Annotated in this window: 16 protein-coding genes; 8 read left to right on the top strand and 8 right to left on the bottom strand. The window is 71.3% G+C overall.

Annotation, left to right across the window (positions count from 1 at the left end):
- Position 1 precedes the first annotated feature (1 nt).
- Entirely contained in the window at positions 2-1,168 is a 1,167-nt protein-coding gene (locus DEJ14_RS01805) for an RtcB family protein (protein WP_111086925.1), read from the bottom strand.
- A 570-nt stretch (positions 1,169-1,738) separates the two neighbouring features.
- On the opposite strand from DEJ14_RS01805, the gene DEJ14_RS01800 reads away from it, so the two are divergent.
- On the top strand, positions 1,739-3,568 hold the full coding sequence (locus DEJ14_RS01800; protein ID WP_111086926.1) for a glycoside hydrolase family 15 protein: 1,830 nt from the start codon (positions 1,739-1,741) through the stop codon (positions 3,566-3,568).
- Positions 3,569-3,581: 13 nt separating this feature from the next.
- Positions 3,582-4,184 carry a DnaJ family domain-containing protein gene (locus DEJ14_RS01795; protein WP_111086927.1) on the top strand — a complete coding sequence of 201 codons (603 nt, stop codon included), beginning with the start codon at positions 3,582-3,584 and terminating at the stop codon, positions 4,182-4,184.
- Positions 4,185-4,250: 66 nt separating this feature from the next.
- Here DEJ14_RS01795 and DEJ14_RS01790 read toward each other — a convergent pair whose 3' ends face one another.
- On the bottom strand, positions 4,251-4,931 hold the full coding sequence (locus tag DEJ14_RS01790) for a hypothetical protein (protein ID WP_284180084.1): 681 nt from the start codon (positions 4,929-4,931) through the stop codon (positions 4,251-4,253).
- A 197-nt stretch (positions 4,932-5,128) separates the two neighbouring features.
- Between DEJ14_RS01790 and DEJ14_RS01785 the strand changes: the two genes are divergently transcribed.
- The 6 genes from DEJ14_RS01785 to DEJ14_RS01760 all read left to right on the top strand — a co-directional run bounded on the left by DEJ14_RS01785 (position 5,129) and on the right by DEJ14_RS01760 (position 10,222).
- Positions 5,129-7,525: a phosphoketolase family protein gene (locus tag DEJ14_RS01785; RefSeq protein ID WP_111085820.1), complete on the top strand. Its 2,397-nt coding sequence runs from the start codon at positions 5,129-5,131 to the stop codon at positions 7,523-7,525.
- Positions 7,526-7,620: 95 nt separating this feature from the next.
- Positions 7,621-7,950, top strand: a complete 330-nt coding sequence (locus tag DEJ14_RS01780) for a hypothetical protein (RefSeq protein WP_146249775.1) — start codon at positions 7,621-7,623, stop codon at positions 7,948-7,950.
- Positions 7,950-8,165 (top strand): hypothetical protein, encoded by a 216-nt coding sequence (locus DEJ14_RS01775; protein WP_111085822.1) that lies wholly within the window; start codon positions 7,950-7,952, stop codon positions 8,163-8,165. Before DEJ14_RS01780 ends, DEJ14_RS01775 begins: the two co-directional genes overlap by 1 nt.
- A gap of 33 nt (positions 8,166-8,198) precedes the next feature.
- Entirely contained in the window at positions 8,199-8,882 is a 684-nt protein-coding gene (locus DEJ14_RS01770) for a fumarylacetoacetate hydrolase family protein (protein WP_111085823.1), read from the top strand.
- Between the two features lie 159 nt (positions 8,883-9,041).
- Positions 9,042-10,034: a sugar phosphate isomerase/epimerase family protein gene (locus DEJ14_RS01765; RefSeq protein ID WP_111085824.1), complete on the top strand. Its 993-nt coding sequence runs from the start codon at positions 9,042-9,044 to the stop codon at positions 10,032-10,034.
- A gap of 11 nt (positions 10,035-10,045) precedes the next feature.
- Positions 10,046-10,222 carry a hypothetical protein gene (locus DEJ14_RS01760; RefSeq protein WP_165901280.1) on the top strand — a complete coding sequence of 59 codons (177 nt, stop codon included), beginning with the start codon at positions 10,046-10,048 and terminating at the stop codon, positions 10,220-10,222.
- 79 nt (positions 10,223-10,301) lie between these two features.
- Here DEJ14_RS01760 and DEJ14_RS01755 read toward each other — a convergent pair whose 3' ends face one another.
- From DEJ14_RS01755 to DEJ14_RS01730, 6 genes are all read right to left on the bottom strand, one after another.
- The gene (locus DEJ14_RS01755; protein ID WP_111085825.1) at positions 10,302-10,631 is read right to left on the bottom strand and encodes a hypothetical protein; all 330 of its coding nucleotides are present in this window, start codon (positions 10,629-10,631) and stop codon (positions 10,302-10,304) included.
- The gene (locus DEJ14_RS01750; RefSeq protein ID WP_146249777.1) at positions 10,628-11,197 is read right to left on the bottom strand and encodes a hypothetical protein; all 570 of its coding nucleotides are present in this window, start codon (positions 11,195-11,197) and stop codon (positions 10,628-10,630) included. The genes DEJ14_RS01755 and DEJ14_RS01750 overlap by 4 nt, the downstream gene beginning before the upstream one ends.
- Positions 11,194-11,808 carry an RNA polymerase sigma factor gene (locus DEJ14_RS01745; protein WP_258373300.1) on the bottom strand — a complete coding sequence of 205 codons (615 nt, stop codon included), beginning with the start codon at positions 11,806-11,808 and terminating at the stop codon, positions 11,194-11,196. The genes DEJ14_RS01750 and DEJ14_RS01745 overlap by 4 nt, the downstream gene beginning before the upstream one ends.
- Positions 11,809-11,961: 153 nt before the next feature.
- A complete protein-coding gene (locus DEJ14_RS01740) occupies positions 11,962-12,117 on the bottom strand; it encodes a hypothetical protein (protein WP_159570798.1) in 156 nt (51 codons plus the stop codon).
- Between the two features lie 177 nt (positions 12,118-12,294).
- Positions 12,295-14,808 (bottom strand): ATP-dependent DNA ligase, encoded by a 2,514-nt coding sequence (locus DEJ14_RS01735; protein WP_111085827.1) that lies wholly within the window; start codon positions 14,806-14,808, stop codon positions 12,295-12,297.
- Complete coding sequence (locus DEJ14_RS01730; protein WP_111085828.1) at positions 14,805-15,695, bottom strand: SDR family oxidoreductase; 891 nt, start codon at positions 15,693-15,695, stop codon at positions 14,805-14,807. The genes DEJ14_RS01735 and DEJ14_RS01730 overlap by 4 nt, the downstream gene beginning before the upstream one ends.
- Positions 15,696-15,778: the final 83 nt, after the last annotated feature.

Here is a 15,778-nt window from a genome sequence, read left to right as displayed (position 1 = left end):
GTCAGTCGCCCTTCACGTTGACGACCTGCCGCAGCGTGTGTCGGATCGACACGAGGTCCGACGCGTCCGCAATGACCTGGTCGATCGGCTTGTACGCCCCGGGGATCTCGTCGAGGAACGCGTCGGTGTCGCGGTACTCGATGCCGACCATCGCCTCCCGAAGCTGGTCGTGCGTGAAGGTCCGCCGGGCCGCGCTCCGCGAGAACAGCCGACCGGCACCGTGCGGCGACGACTCGAGCGACGGCTTGTTGCCGAGGCCCTCGACGACGTACGACGCCGTGCCCATGGACCCGGGGATCAGGCCGGCCTGACCGGCCGTCGCCTGGATCGCGCCCTTGCGGGACACCCACACGGACTTCCCCCAGTGCGTCTCGCGCTGCGTGAAGTTGTGGTGGCAGTTGATCCGCTCCTGCTCGTCGACGGGGGTGCCGACGACCTCGGACAGCTGCCGCACGACGCGGTCCATCATCTCCTCACGGTTGAGCAGCGCGAAGTGCTGGGCCCACCGCAGCTCGGCGATGTACCGGTCGAACTCAGGCGTGCCCTCGACCAGGTAGGCCAGGTCGGGGTCGGCCAGCTGGATCCACCAGCGCTCCATCAGCCGCTTGGCGACCGTGATGTGCCGCTGTGCGATCTTGTTGCCGACGCCCCGCGATCCGGAGTGCAGGAAGAGCCAGACCCGGTCCTCCTCGTCGAGGGAGACCTCGATGAAGTGGTTCCCGGAGCCGAGCGTGCCGAGCTGGTTGCGCCAGCCGCCGTGCGCCTGCGCGGGGTCGAACCCGGCGGCATCGGCCATCGCCTCGAGGTCGGCGATCCGCGGCTCGGCGGTCGCGACGATCTTCCGGTTCGACGCGCCCGCCGACAGCGGGATCGCGCGCTCGATCTGCTCGCGCAGCTCCTGCAGGTCGTCGGGCAGGTCGGCCTCGGTGAACTGGGTCCGGACCGCGATCATGCCGCAGCCGATGTCGACGCCGACGGCAGCCGGCATGACCGCGCCGAGGGTCGGGATGACGGAACCGACGGTGGCGCCGAGGCCGAGGTGGGCGTCCGGCATCAGGGCCAGGTGCGGGAACACGAACGGCATGCGGGCGGTCGTGCGGGCCTGCTGCTCGGTGTTGTCCTCGAGCATCGAGGCCCAGCTGAGCAGCCGGTCGTTGATCTTCTTCATTGCTTCGTCTCGCTTTCTGGACGGTCGTCAGGACGGACGTCTGGACGGTCTTCGATGACGGTCCGGGACGGTGTCCGGCCTGCGCGCCGGGCGACGTCGAGCGCGACGTGGCGAGGATGAGCAGGAAGACGAACGCCCCGGGCCGGGTGGGCACGGGGCGTCGTGGGACGTTCCGTGCCTACGCGGGATAGCGGAGGGACCACTGCTGCGGCTGTTCGGGCAGCACGGCGGTCGCGTCGAGCTGGAGCTCGACGCGTTCCTCGTTGTGCTGCACGGCGCGCATGCGCGGTCCTTCCGGTGTGCCCGGGGCGGGCGTTCACGCCGGCGGCGTGGGTGCCGCGGGCGTGCCTGCCGATGGGCAGCAGAGCGACAGTAGTGCGACACGCCCGGGATGCGCAACTCACCCGGGCGTGTCGCGGTTCGTGCACAGCCGGCGCGGCCCGCTCAGCGGCGACGCGAAGCGTTGCGCGGGCCGCGCCGACCGAGCCTGCGAGGGAGGACGGCGGGCGTTCTCCACAGCGGGGTACGTCCGCCTGATGGTCGCGCCCCGGGCCCGGGCAGTCTGGGTGCATGACGGAGCGCACCGAAGACACCCTCGACGCGGTCGACACCCACGCACGCACCGACGGGTACGCCCCGCTCCGCACCTACGGAGCGATCGGCGACGGCCGGACCGTCGCGCTCATCGCCCGCGACGGGCAGATCGACTGGCTGCCGATCCCCTCGATGGACTCACCGCCCGTGTTCGCGGAGATCCTCGACGCTGAACACGGCGGCCACGTGGCGCTCCGCCCCGTGGACCGGTCTGCTGAGGTCACCCGCGAGTACCTGCCCGGCACCAACGTGCTCGTCACCACGTGGACGACACCGTCCGGACGGGCGACTGTGACGGACGCGATGGTCACCGGGGTCGCCGGACGTCTGCCGTGGGCCGAGGTCGCGCGCTGCGTCCAGGGGGTCAGCGGCTCCGTGGAGTTCGAGTGGGCCGTGGTGCCCGGCACCCTGCTGGGTACCGCTGAGCCGAAGCGCCTCGACACCGCGAACGGCGCCGTCATCGGCATCGACGGCATCACGATCGCGATCGTCGAGCAGGGGTTCGACCCGGTGGACGACGACCGCCCGCGCTTCTCCGGCCGGTTCACCACCGGCGGCGGATCGAAGCACATCCTGACCATCGTCGGCACGCACGACGAGCCGATCTTCATGCCGCGGCCGGAGAGCGCACTCGCCGCGATGGACCGCACGATCGACAACTGGGCGACCTGGTCGGAGGAGTTCTCCTACGACGGCCCCTGGGCCGAGGCGGTGCAGCGCAGTGCCCTCGCCCTGAAGCTGCTCATCTTCTCGCCGACCGGAGCGATCGCGGCGGCGCCGACCACGAGCCTGCCCGAGGACCGGACCGGCGGCAAGAACTGGGACTACCGGTTCGCCTGGGTGCGCGACCTGTCGTACACCGTGCACGCGCTGACCCGGTTCGGCCTGCGCGAGGAGACCCACGCGGCGGTGTCGTGGGTGATGCGCACCATCGCCGAGCACGACGAGGACATGCCGATCTTCTACGAGCTCGACGGCACGAAGAGCGACGACGTCGAGGAGCGCGACGTCCCCGGGTGGAACGGCATCGGCCCGGTCACGGTGGGCAACCGCGCCGGCGACCAGCTGCAGCTCGGGGTCTGGGGCGACGTCTTCGAGATCCTGCGCCAGTACGTCGCCGCCGGCAACGTCCTGGACCGGAAGACCGCGGCCGTCCTGCAGCAACTCGCCGACGACGCCTGCCACCGGTGGGAGGAGGCGGACTCGGGCATGTGGGAGCTCGAGGACACCCAGCACTACGTCACGAGCAAGATCGGCTGCTGGCAGGCACTCGACGCCGCGGTGGACCTCCACGACGCCGGCATGATCGACGGACCGCGCGAGAAGTGGATCGAGAACCGCGAGCTCATCGAGCAGTGGGTCGCCGAGCACGGCTGGGACGAGGAACGCGGTCACTACGTGATGTACCCGGGCTCGGATGCGCTCGACACGTCGATCTTGCTGCACGCGATGAGCTCCTTCGACCGCGGCCCGCGCATGGCGTCGACCATCCGGGCGATCGAGGAGCACCTGCAGCGCGGACCGCTGGTGTACCGCTACTCGGGCATCGAGGACGAGGAGTCGCCCTTCGTCGCGTGCTCGTTCTGGCTCGCTGCTGCGATGGCCTGCACGGGCCGGATCGACGACGCACGGTCCCTGATGGACGAGATGGTCGGCCAGGCGAACGACGTCGGGCTGTTCAGCGAGATGATCAGCGAGGACGGCTCCTTCATGGGCAACCTCCCCCAGGGGCTGTCGCACCTGGCGCTCATCCAGGCAGCGCTGACCATCGAGGAACTGACTGGCGAGGACGACCGCTCGGAGTGATCATGGAGGGGTCATGAACGACGTCGATGCACGGATGGACCGGCTCCGCAGGGCCGCTCGCTACCGCTACCAGCAGCTGGTCGACAGTGAGATCGAGCGGGGGTCGCTCGACCCGGACGAAGTGCGCGAGGAACGCCGACTGCTGAAGGCGGCCGACGTCGCCGCGCACGCTCGGGCGCAGATCGAGGAGGCCGAGCGCCGCGGCGTCTTCGAGGGCAATCCGTACCACGGCAAGCCCCTGCCCGGGAACGACGGGCAGCACGACCCGGACTGGTGGATCCGCTCCAAGATCGAACGCGAGGACATCCGCGGGATCGCTCCGCCCGCCCTCGCACTCCGCACCGAGGACGCGGAACTCGACGATGCCCTCGACGCACTGTCGACCGAGGCCGACGTGCGCGATGTCCTGGTGGACTTCAACGCCCGGGTGAAGGAAGCCCGACGCCAGCTGCTCGGTGGGCCGCCGGTCGTCACGCCGCTGCGGGACGTCGACGGCGAGTTGGTCGCGTGGCGTGCCCGCCGGGAGGCCCGACTCGCGTCCGCCGCGGCGGCTGCGGCCGCGCTGACGGCCGCGTCTGACGACCGTCGCCGCCGGTGGTGGCGCCGGCGTCACTGAACGCGCAGAAGGGCCGTCCCGGTTGCCCGGGGCGGCCCTTCTCTTGTGGTGCGGTGGTGCGGGGTGTTACTTGATCTGTGCGGTGATGGTGGCGGTGCCGACGAGGAGGCCGCGCTTGACGGCGTCGGTGCCGAAGGTCTTGTTCAGCAGGCCGGCGGCGTCTTCGGAGACGTGGACGGTGGTGCCGGTCAGGATGGCGTTGTCGCCCTCGAGCTGGAGGGGCTTGAGGGAACCGCCCCAGAGCTCGAACAGGAACGCGTTGGACGCGGCGACCTTGCCGTTGACCAGGACGTCACCGTAGAGCTTGGAGGAGCCCGGGTTCACGACGAAGTTCTCGAGCGTGACGGTGGTGTCGCCGGCCTTCAGGGTGAGGCCGGAGTCGTCGTGGTTGAGCAGGCCCTGCACGTAGGGCTTGTAGTTGCCGTCCGGCGACCAGTAGGTGACCGACCCGGCGGTGATCGGGAACGACACCGACCCGTCAGCGAGGGTCGCGTCGCCGGAGACGCCGGGGGTGAGCTTGAGGGCGGTGAGGGCGTCGGTGAAGCCGGAGTCGAGCTTCACGGCGGTGGACCCGCCGAGGACCTCGGGGACGGAGGCGACCGGTGCGGGGATCTTCGACGACGACGACGAGACCGTGTGGATGGTCGGGGTGGAGGCCTGGGCGGAGGAGATGCCGAACGCGGCACCGCCGAGGACGAGGGCGCCGGTCGTGGCGAGGGTGATGGAGGTCTTCAGGCTCTTGCGCATGGTGATCTGTCCTTTGCTGTGTGGGCACCCCGGCCGACGGCCGACGTATGCTCCTGTGCGTACGCTGAACAACGGCCATGTCTGACCGGAGAGCGCCCTGGGCTTTTGCCCTGTGCAACTCATTCGGTGCACCCCCGCGATCGGTTTGGGACGGGTTTCCTGAGGTTCACGGGCTCGGCGTTTCGTAGCGTGGGGGCATGGCTCCTGCACAGCTCTCCACCACCGACCGACTCCGGGCGGTCGACGCCTGGTGGCGTGCCGCCAACTACCTGACGGTCGGGCAGATCTACCTGCTCGACAACCCGCTGTTGGGGCGGCCGATCGAGCCCGACGACATCAAGCCCCGGCTGCTCGGACACTGGGGCACCTCGCCCGCCCTCAACCTCGTGTACGCGCACTGCAACGCACTGATCGCCGAGACCGGGCGCGAGTTCCTCTACGTCTGCGGACCGGGCCACGGCGGCCCGGCGATGAACGCGAACGCCTGGCTCGACGGCACGTGGGGCGAGCTGTACGCGGACGACGACCTGCAGCGCTTCTTCCGGCAGTTCTCGTTCCCCGGCGGGATCCCGTCGCATGCGGCACCCGAGACGCCCGGGTCGATCAACGAGGGCGGCGAGCTCGGCTACTCCCTCGCCCACGCGTACGGAGCGGCCCTGGACAATCCCGACCTGGTGGTCGCCTGCGTCGTCGGTGACGGTGAGGCTGAGACCGGCCCGCTCGCGGGGTCGTGGCAGGCGCACACCTTCCTCGACCCGGTGTCGGACGGTGCCGTGCTCCCGATCCTCAACCTCAACGGATGGAAGATCGCGAACCCCACCGTCCTCGCCCGCATCCCCGGTGCGGACCTGACCGCCTACTTCCGTGGCCTCGGCTACGAGCCGATCGTGGTGGACTCGAAGCGGGTCGACGACGACCCGTACGCCGTGCACGCCCTGTTCGACGGCGCTCTGCGTCGAGCGCTCGCATCGATCGACGACATCCAGGCCGCGGCCCGGGCCCAGGCCGAACGTGCGGCTGCCGGGCAACCCGCCGGCGCCGCCGACCTGCGCCCCCGCTGGCCGATGATCATCCTCCGCAGCCCGAAGGGGTGGACCGGGCCGAAGGAGGTCGACGGCCAGCAGGTCGAGGGGACGTTCCGCGCCCACCAGGTGCCGCTGTCCGAGGTCCGCGAGAACCCCGCACACCGCGCCCAGCTCGAGGAGTGGATGCGGTCCTACCGACCCGAGGAGCTCTTCGACGCGGACGGGGACCCCGTCGGGATCATGACGACGATCCGTCCCACCGGCGACGACCGGATGAGCGCCACTCCCCACGCCAACGGCGGGCGCATCCGGACGGCCCTCGACCGGCCCGCGCTCGACGCGTACGGGGTCCCCGCCGGCTCGACGGCCTCGGCCACCGGCACGCTCGGCCCGTGGCTCGCAGCACTGATCACGAAGAACCCGTCGTCGTTCCGGCTCTTCGGCCCGGACGAGACGATCTCGAACAAGCTCGACGCGGTCTTCGACGTCACCTCGCGCGTGTGGCGGGCACAACGCGCGGTCGGCGACGAGCACCTCGCTGCCCGTGGACGCGTGACCGAGGTGCTGTCCGAGCACCTGCTGGAGGGCATGCTCGAGGGCTACGTCCTCTCCGGCCGGCACGGGCTCCTGAACACCTACGAGGCGTTCGCCCACATCATCGACTCGATGGTCGGGCAGTACGCCAAGTGGTTGGAGTCCTCGACCGACATCGACTGGCGTGCGCCCGTGTCGAACCTGTCGATCCTGCTGTCGTCGCACGTCTGGCGGCAGGACCACAACGGGTTCTCCCACCAGGACCCCGGGTTCCTCGACGTCGTCGCGTCCAAGCAGCAGGACCTGGTGCGGATCAAGTTGCCCGCCGACGCCAACACCCTGCTCGCCGTCGCGGCACATGCCTTCGAGACCACCGACCGCATCGAGGTGATCGTCGCCGGGAAGCACCCCGAGCCCGTCTTCCTGTCCCTCGAGGACGCCGTCGCCCACGCGGACGCAGGTCTCGGGGTCTGGGACTGGGCTGGCACCGAGCAGACCGTCGGACGCGTCGACGTCGTCCTCGCCTGCGCCGGGGACGTCCCCACGATCGAGGCGGTCGCCGCCGCGGACATCATCCGGCAGCACGCCCCCGGGGTCGGCGTCCGGGTCGTCAACGTCGTCGACCTGCTCGCCCTCGGTGACCACCGGAAGCACGAGCACGCGATCCCCGACGAGCAGTACGACGCGCTCTTCCTGCCCGGGACCCCGACGGTGTTCGCGTTCCACGGCTACCCGTCGCTCGTGCACCAGCTGACGTACCGCCGCAACGGCCACGACGACCTGCACGTGCACGGGTTCCTCGAGCGCGGCACCACCACGTCGCCGTTCGACATGCTGATGCTCAGCGAGATGGACCGGTTCTCGCTGGCCCACGACGCGCTGACCCGGGTGGACGCGGGCGCACACGCCGAGTTGCTCGACCGGCTGTCCACCGCACGGGACGCGGCCCGCGAGTACGCCTACTCACGGGGCGAGGACCACCCGTCCGTCGACGGGTGGGAGTTCTCGGGGTGGCCGCAGGACCCGTCTGCCTGATCCCTCCTGCACAGGCCGGGAGGCCCGGATCACCGTCCACAGGAGACCGGACACGCCCGCCGCGTGGCCGGTCATGTGGCGTCAGGGTGGTCCACATGGACGTCGCGTTGACGAGTGCGGTCGTGTCGGTGGTCGGGGCTCTCGTGGCCGTCGGCGCGTTGGTCGTGTCGGTCGTCGACGGGCGGGCCGGGCGGCGAAATACCGAGTTCTTGGGGCACCGGGATCTCTGGTGGCAGCGTTGGTCGTGGGTCGCCGACCGCGCGACCTCGGACGACGAAGGCAAACGAGCCGCAGCCGCCCTGATGTCCGCGGCGCTCGTCACCAGGACATGGACGACCGACGACGACACCTGGATGTCCCGGGCGCTCGCGGGGTCTGAAGCGCCGCGACCACACACGCACGAACAGCCGGAAGGAGAACGCTGATGATCTCGACGCTCACCGATGAGGCATTCAAGCGCTTGCTCGACAACCGAGAGCTGACGACCCCACGGCTGCTTGCGAGCCCCCACTACGCGCCGCTCATGCGCGCGGAAGGCGCTGAAGAGGAACTTGCGCAACTGCGGATCGAGTGGCGCGAACGGCAGGAGCGCGCCCGCGCGCGGAAGCTCAAGTACGAGGCGTCCTTCGGTGAGAGCTGAACCGACGCCCTGCGAGCCTGCCACGCTGAGACCGTGACCGACCTCGTCATCCCGGCCCCGAGCCTCCCGACCGTCCCCACGACCACGGGCGCACGCTTCCCCGTCCGACGCGTCTTCTGCGTGGGGCGGAACTACGCGGCGCACGCACGCGAGATGGGGCACGACCCGGACCGCGAGCCGCCGTTCTTCTTCACCAAACCGGCGGACGCCGTCGTCGTCGACGACGCGGACACCCCGTACCCGCCGCGGACGACCCAGCTCGAGCACGAGGTCGAACTGGTCGTCGCGATCGGCACCGGCGGCGCGGACATCGGCGTCGACGACGCGCTCACCCACGTCTGGGGCTACGCGGTGGGCATCGACCTCACCCGACGCGACCTCCAGGCCGAGGCCAAGCGCCTCGGTCGGCCCTGGGACACGGCGAAGGGGTTCGACGCCTCGGCACCGATCGGCGCGATCGTCCCGGCGCAGGGCATCGACCCGACGGCCGGTGTGATCGAGCTCGTCGTCGACGGCGAACGACGGCAGGTCGGTGACCTGGCGGAGCAGATCTGGTCGGTGGCCGAGACGATCGCGGCGCTGTCGCGGTCGGTGACGCTCGCCCCCGGGGACCTGCTCATGACGGGGACGCCCGAGGGGGTCGGGGCCCTGGAACGCGGACAACTCGTCGTCGGCACGATCGCCGGCATCGGCACGGTCCGCACCCGCATCGTCTGACCGGCGTTTCCGCAGTGTGACGCGCCGCTGGGAGGGCTCGCAGACACGCCGGGTATCCCTGGTGCGACGCCAGGTGGGGATCGCGGCGTCACACACACGGGGCAGGACCATCGCGACGGGCGTCTGCAGCTGCTCCGGGATGACGGAGGTACGGCCGTGATGGAACACGATCTGCTGGCGGTGTCGTGGACGTGGGCGGGCGACGAGCCCATCACCGAACGCGTCCACGCGGTCGGTGCCGCTGGGTTCGCCGGACTCTCGTTGTCACTCGACGACCTGCACGAGGTGCGTGCGACGACGGGCTTCGCCGAACTCCGCCGCATGCTCGACGGTGCGGGGATCGTCTGGGTCCAGTTGGGGCCGCTCGACCGCTGGTGGACGTGCACGAGCCGGACCGACGACGACGCCGCCGACCGCGGGGTGGTCCTCGAGGCCGCCGCCGCGCTCCGCGCCTGGCAGGTGATCGCTCGTGCCGACACGACGTTGCCCGGCGCTTCACCGATCACGATGGCCGAGGACTGGGCCGTGCTGGCCGACCAGGCCGCGGCCGTCGGCGCGCAGCTCGTCCTCGAACCCGAGCCGTGGTCGAACCTGCCGACGATCGAACGGGCCTCGCGGTTCGTCGCAGCGGCGGGTCACCCGAACGGCGGGCTCCTGCTCGACGCGATGCACACCCTGCGGGGTGGGTCCACGTTGGCGTCGATCCGCCAGGCGGTCGCGCCCGCGACGCTCGCCGCGGTCGAACTGAGCGACGGGCTCCTGCACACCCCGGCCAGCATGACCCTGTCCGAAGAAGCCCGCGAGGCACGGTACCTGCCCGGCGCGGGCGCGTGGGACCTGCCGGGGCTCGTGCGCACCGTCCGTGAGCTCGGCTTCGACGAGCCGTGGGGCGTCGAGGTCCGGACCCCCGGCCACCGGGCGATGCCGATCGGCGACGCCCTGCGGACGGCCGCGGCGGCGACGCGGGCCGTGCTCGACGCGGCCGACGCGTACGGCGCACCGGCCGCGCCGGCGATGCCCTCGTCACCGGCTCCGACCTCAGCGGTCGACTTCGAACCTCCCCACCCCAGCACCGATCCGCGGGGCGGGACACCTTCGGGATCGCACCGCCCGGCCGGACGTCGGGACGCTGACACAGGCACACCCGCGTAGCCTCCGGGAGCATGAGCGACCAGACTGCACACGACGACGACCTCCTCCGCCGCTCGCAGGAGTCCATCGACGAGGCCAAGGCCGCTGCGGCCGAGGTGTCCGAGCCCGGCGAGGACGAGCTCGTCGACGAGGACCTCCCCGTCGCGGACGACGCCGAGCCGTCGGACGGACCGGCACCGGCCGCCTGACGTTCACCGCGCCGGCCGACTGACGGCCGCCGCGCCGGCTGAGCCGGCCCAGCTGTCGGCGTCCAGTCGGGTCGCGGCGTCAGTCGATCTCGACGACGCGGACCGTGACGTCGGAGGGCGCTGCCCCGAGGAAGTGGCGCGCTGCGGTCACGACGGCGTCACGCGCTGCCCGGATGACCGTGATCGTCGGCACGCCCCGGTCGGTCGTGACGACCACGCGGATCCGCGCCCCGTCCGGGCGGTCCTGCACGAGCACGGCCCCACCGTCCCGCGGGATCTCGAGCACGGAGCGGACGTCGCGCACGAGCGTGGCGAGTCCGGGTCCGGGCGGCAGGACCGACCGGACACCCGGCACCGCGAGGACGACCGCGGTGAGTTCGCGGGAGAGCGCCCGGACGTCCGCGGTCACGGTGTCCCCCCGACCACGACGTCGGCGACGCGGACGACGACACTGCGGATCCGGAACGGTGCGTGCGCGCCGAGCACCGACGTGATGTGCGCCCGGAGCGCCTCGGCTCGGTCCGACACCGATGCCTCGAGCGTGACCACGATGGCGACGTCGACGTCCACGGCGCCGCCGGGGACCCCGACGTCGCCGCTGAACCGGGTCCGTCGGACCACGACACCGGGCACGTCGTCACCGAGGGTGCGGACGAGTCCGCGCAGAGCCCCCTCGGTCACGACCAGGTGCGCGGCGGGATCGTCGTCGGGGACCGGGATGTCCCGTCCGGCGTGGGCGGTCGTCCGGATGGACGCGAGCACCGAGCTGATCCAGCGCTCGTCGCCGTCCGCCGATGCCTCGGTGTCGAGCAGGTCCCGTGACGCCACCCGCAGGGCCTGCAGCCGCTCGAGTGCGGCGACGGCTTCGGGATCGCCCTCGATGTCCGCTCGGACCGGAGTCCGGTCGGCGTCGAGGTAGTCGGAGAGTTCGTCCAGCGTGAAGGCACCGTGCCGGTCGTCGACGTCGTCGGTCATCGCCACCCCTCCATCTGTTCGAGCACGTGTCGCCGCGCACGTGCAAGCAGCCCGCGGACGGTCGTCGCGGGCAGCCCGGTCGCCTCGGCGATCTCGGCGTAGGGCGCCCCACCCACCTCGCGCATCACCCAGACGGCGCGCTGTGCGTCCGGGAGTGCCTGCACGATACGCGCGAGTTCCCGCACCTGCATCCGGGTGGCGACGACCTCGTCGACGGGTCGTTCGTCCGGGGCGTCGACCATCGCTTCGAGGTCGGCGTGCGGGTGCCGCCTGCGGAGCCGGTCGAGGGCCTTGTTGGCCGCGATCCGGAAGAGCCAGTTGCGCACCCGCTCCGGGTCCTCGACCCGGTCGATGCGCTGCCAGGCCTGCAGTGCGGCTTCCTGGACGGCGTCGTCGGCCTCGCCGTCGCCGTACCCGAGGATCCGCGCCGCGTAGGCCCGCATGTGCGGTCCGTACCGACGGATCAGCACCCCGAACGCAGCCGTGTCGCCGTCGGCGCTGCGCTCGACGAGCGACGCGTCGGACAACGCCGCGAGGGCTTCGTCGCTGGACAGGGGCAGCTCCTCTTCGCGGATCTCGGATTCTCGTGTGACGAATCGGGCGTTCGTCACGTCTTCAGTACGTGCCTACCAGGTACGCCTCCGCGTGCCTGGTCCGAGCGCGCCGTGGCCGGCCATCCCTGAAGGGTCGGTCACGGTGCTTCGACGGCGGCCCGTGCGCTCCCTGATCCGGTGCACGGGCCGTCTTCTCCCCCGCCCCGGTGGTTACTCGTCGGTCTCGTCGGCGAGGAAGTCCGCGTAGGTCGCTTCGGTGTCGGTCACCACGGCCCCCGGATCGACCGGGATCCGTGCGGCACGATCCCCGTTGATCGCGACGCGTTCCTCGGCCGTGTACGGCGGCAGGTACTTGCTCGAGCTCATCCCCAGGCCCTTTCGTCCCGGCGAACGTAACAGTCGGCGGCGGATCGGCGGCCGGACGGGTGGAAACGTCCCCCGCCCTGGCGACGGACGGGGGACGGAATTTCGCCACGGGCGGACCCCATGCGCACGCATCAGCGCGTTCGCGAGCTGGCACAGGGCGGCCGGTCCGGCGGCAGGTCAGCGCTCGCGCACCACGTCCTCGGGGTCCTTGTCCGGCCGCCAGCCCCGCCAGGACGGCTGCCGCAGGCGTCCGTCACCGGTCCACTCGGCGAACTCGACCTCGCCCACCAGCTTCGGCGTCACCCAGTGCGCGTCCCGTGCGTCGATCCGCGGCACGTCGACGAACGGCGAGGTCTTCCGGTCGAGCGGTCGCAGCGCTGCGGCGATCTCGTCGAGGTCGCGGTCACGGAACCCGGTGCCGACCTTGCCGACGTACTCGAGACCGTCCGGACCCGGCACGCCGAGCAGCAACGAGCCGATCCCACCCGCTCGACGACCACTGCCCGGCTTCCACCCACCGACCACGACTTCCTGCGTGGCGTGGTGCTTCAGCTTCAGCCAGGCCTCGGACCGCCTGCCCTCGGCGTACTTCGAACTGCGCTTCTTCGCGACGACCCCTTCGAGGCCCTGCTCCTGCGACGACGCCATCACGCCGTCGAGGTCCCCCTGCGAGGCCGGCGGCACGTCGATCGCCCCGCCGGGCTCGACGACCGTCTCGAGTGCTTGCCGTCGGGCGTCGTACGCCAGGTGGGTGAGTTCGTGCCCGTCGGCCTCGAGCACGTCGAAGAGCAGGAACCGCACGGGGGTCGCCTGCTGCGCCGCCCGCACCTCACGCGCCTTCGTCAGGCCCATCCGGTTCTGCAGGAGCTGGAAGCTCGGGCGCCCCCGGTCGTCGAACGCGACGATCTCGCCGTCGAAGACGCCGTCGACCCCGGCACGGTCGCCGAGCTCCTGGAGTTCCGGGTACTGCTCCGTCAGGTCGTTGTCGTTCCGGCTCCGCAGCGTGACCGAGCCGTCCCGGACGGTGGCGAGCGCGCGGACGCCGTCCCACTTCATCTCGAACGCCCAGTCTGCCGGGTCCAGCCGGGGTGCGTCCTTCGCCAGGGTGGCCTGCATGGTCCGTCGGTCCCCCGGAGCGGTGTCCGCAGGACTGGCTCCGCTGATGCGCCGCTGTCCGTCACGGTGCGCGGCGGTGGGACGGGAGGCCCGCCCCGCGTCCGTCGCGCCGCCGGCGTCCGCCAGCCGGTCGGGTTGCTCCTTCGTGCGGTGGATGAGCCAGTTCTTCTCGTCCCCGCCGCCACGGCCGCGGGTGTGCAGGAGCGCCAGTCGGCGAGCGCCGCCGGTCCGACCGTGCAGGGTGACGATGACTTCCTGCCCCTCGCGCCACTTCTCGAGCTCGTAGGTGCCGTCGTCCCAGAGCGTGACCGTGCCGCCGCCGTACTCGTCCTTCGGGATCGTGCCCTCGAACGCGCCGTACTCGAGCGGGTGGTCCTCGGTCTGCACCGCCAGGTGGTTCTTCCCCGGGTCGGTCGGTTCACCCTTCGGCAGGGCCCAGCTCACGAGCACGCCGTCGTGCTCGAGCCGGAAGTCGTAGTGGTCGCGGGTGGCGTGGTGCTCCTGGATCACGAACGTCGGGGTGCCGTCCTTCCGGACCGTGGGGGCTCCTTCGGGCACCGGTTCCGGCGTCTTCGAGGCATCGCGCTTCGCGCGGTAGGCGGTGAGCCGGTCGCGCGCCGGCTGCTCGGCCTCGTTCGCACGCTCGGTCCGGTCGTTGTCCCAGTGACCGTGGTCGTCGCGCCCGACGGCCAACGAGCCGGACGCAACCGGGTGCAGGTGGTCCCCGTGCGCCTGCAGGCGTTCGAGGACCTCGTCCAACGTGAGCTGCGCGAGCCCGCGTTCCTCGAGTTCCTTCCATGTGCGGGGTGCTGCGACCGTCGGCCGCTCGCGGCCGCGCAGCGAGTACGGCGCGATCGTCGTCTTGTTGCCGTTGTTCTGCGACCAGTCGACGAACACCTTGCCCGTCCGCTCGGCCCGGCTCATCGACGACAGCACCAGGTCGGGGAGGTCGTGCTCGAGTGCCTTCGCGAGTTCGTGCGCGACGTCGGAGACGTTCGCCGTGGTCGACCGGCCGTCGAGGGCGGCGTAGAGGTGGATCCCCTTCGAGCCGGAGGTCACCGGGTAGGGGTCGAGGCCCATGCCGTGCAGGATCTCGCGTGCTGCGACCGCAACCTCGACGCACTCGGGCAGGCCGACGCCCTCGCCGGGGTCCAGGTCGAGCACGAGCCGGTCCGGGTTCTGCTGCCCACCGCGCGGACCGAACCGCCACTGCGGCACGTGCAGCTCCAGCGCGGCTTGCTGCGCCATCCACACGAGGGTCGGCAGGTCGTCGACGATCGGGTACTCGTTGTCGTGCTCGGAGTGGTGGATGGTGTGGTGGCGGACCCAGTCCGGGGCGGAGTCCGGCAGGTTCTTCTCGAAGAAGACCTTGCCCTCGACGCCGTTCGCCCACCGCTTCCGGGTCACCGGGCGGTCCTTGACGTGCGGGATCATCCACGGCGCCACACGCTCGTAGTACTCGATCACCCGCCCTTTGGTCGTGCCGGTCTCGGGGTAGAGCACCTTGTCCGTGTTCGTCAGCGCCAGTCGCCGATCGCCGACCACGACGACGGTCTTGCGGGCCGCCGGACTCACAGCGCCACCCCGGTCGCTCCCGCCACCGTCAGGGTCGTGCCCGAGGTGTACGACGACTCCGGCCCCGCCAGGTACACGTAGGCGCTGCCGAGCTCGACGGGCTGCGCCGGCCGGCCGAAGGGGGTGTCCTGGCCGTACCGTGCGATCTCGTCGCCCGGGTAGCTGATCGGCTGCAGCGGCGTCCACACCGGCCCGGGCACCACGGTGTTCGCCCGGATGCCCTTCGCCGCGAGCTGCCGCGCGAGGCCGTTCGTGTAGGTGATGATGGCGGCCTTCGTCGCCGCGTAGTCGATCATGCGGTCCTGCGGCTGGTAGGCGGACACGGAGCTCGTCGTCACGATCGAACTGCCCGGCGCCATGTGCGGCACGGCTGCCCGGACCAACCAGAACAGCGAGTACAGGTTGACCTTCATCGTGCGGTCGAAGTCCTCGGTCGACTGCTCGGTGACGTCCTCGTGCACCAGCTGGTGCCCGGCGACCGTGACGAGGGCGTCCAGCCCGCCGAGGTCGCGCACCGCTGTCCGGACGAGTTCGTCGCAGAAGCCCTCGTCCGTCAGGTCGCCGGGCAGCATCACGGCGTTTCGGCCGAGGTCGGCGATGACGTCACGGACCTCGGTCAGGTCGTCGATCTCCTCGGGCAGGGAGTTCAGTGCGACGTCGGCCCCTTCCTTGGCCATCGCGATCGCCGCAGCTCGGCCGATGCCGGAGTCGGCCCCCGTGACGAGGACGCGGTACCCCCGCATGCGCCCCGTGCCGAGGTAGGAGACCTCGCCGTGGTCGGGCGGCGGGTCCATCGCGCTGGCCAGCCCGGACCCCTGCTGGGTCTGCGCGGGGAACGGCGGCCGGGCGAACTGCGAGCGCGGGTCCTGCTTGTCGAGCTGGCTCATGCGCCCATCGTGCTCGCGTCGGCCGGTCGACGGTCCAGCGAACCCAGATCTGTGGAGAACCCGTCGGCTGCGGGCGCTCCCGT

Source organism: Curtobacterium sp. MCJR17_020 (assembly GCF_003234365.2).
Lineage (GTDB): Bacteria > Actinomycetota > Actinomycetes > Actinomycetales > Microbacteriaceae > Curtobacterium.
The sequence above is the reverse complement of the archived record's forward strand: the minus strand, read 5'-3'. Positions and strand labels throughout refer to the sequence as shown.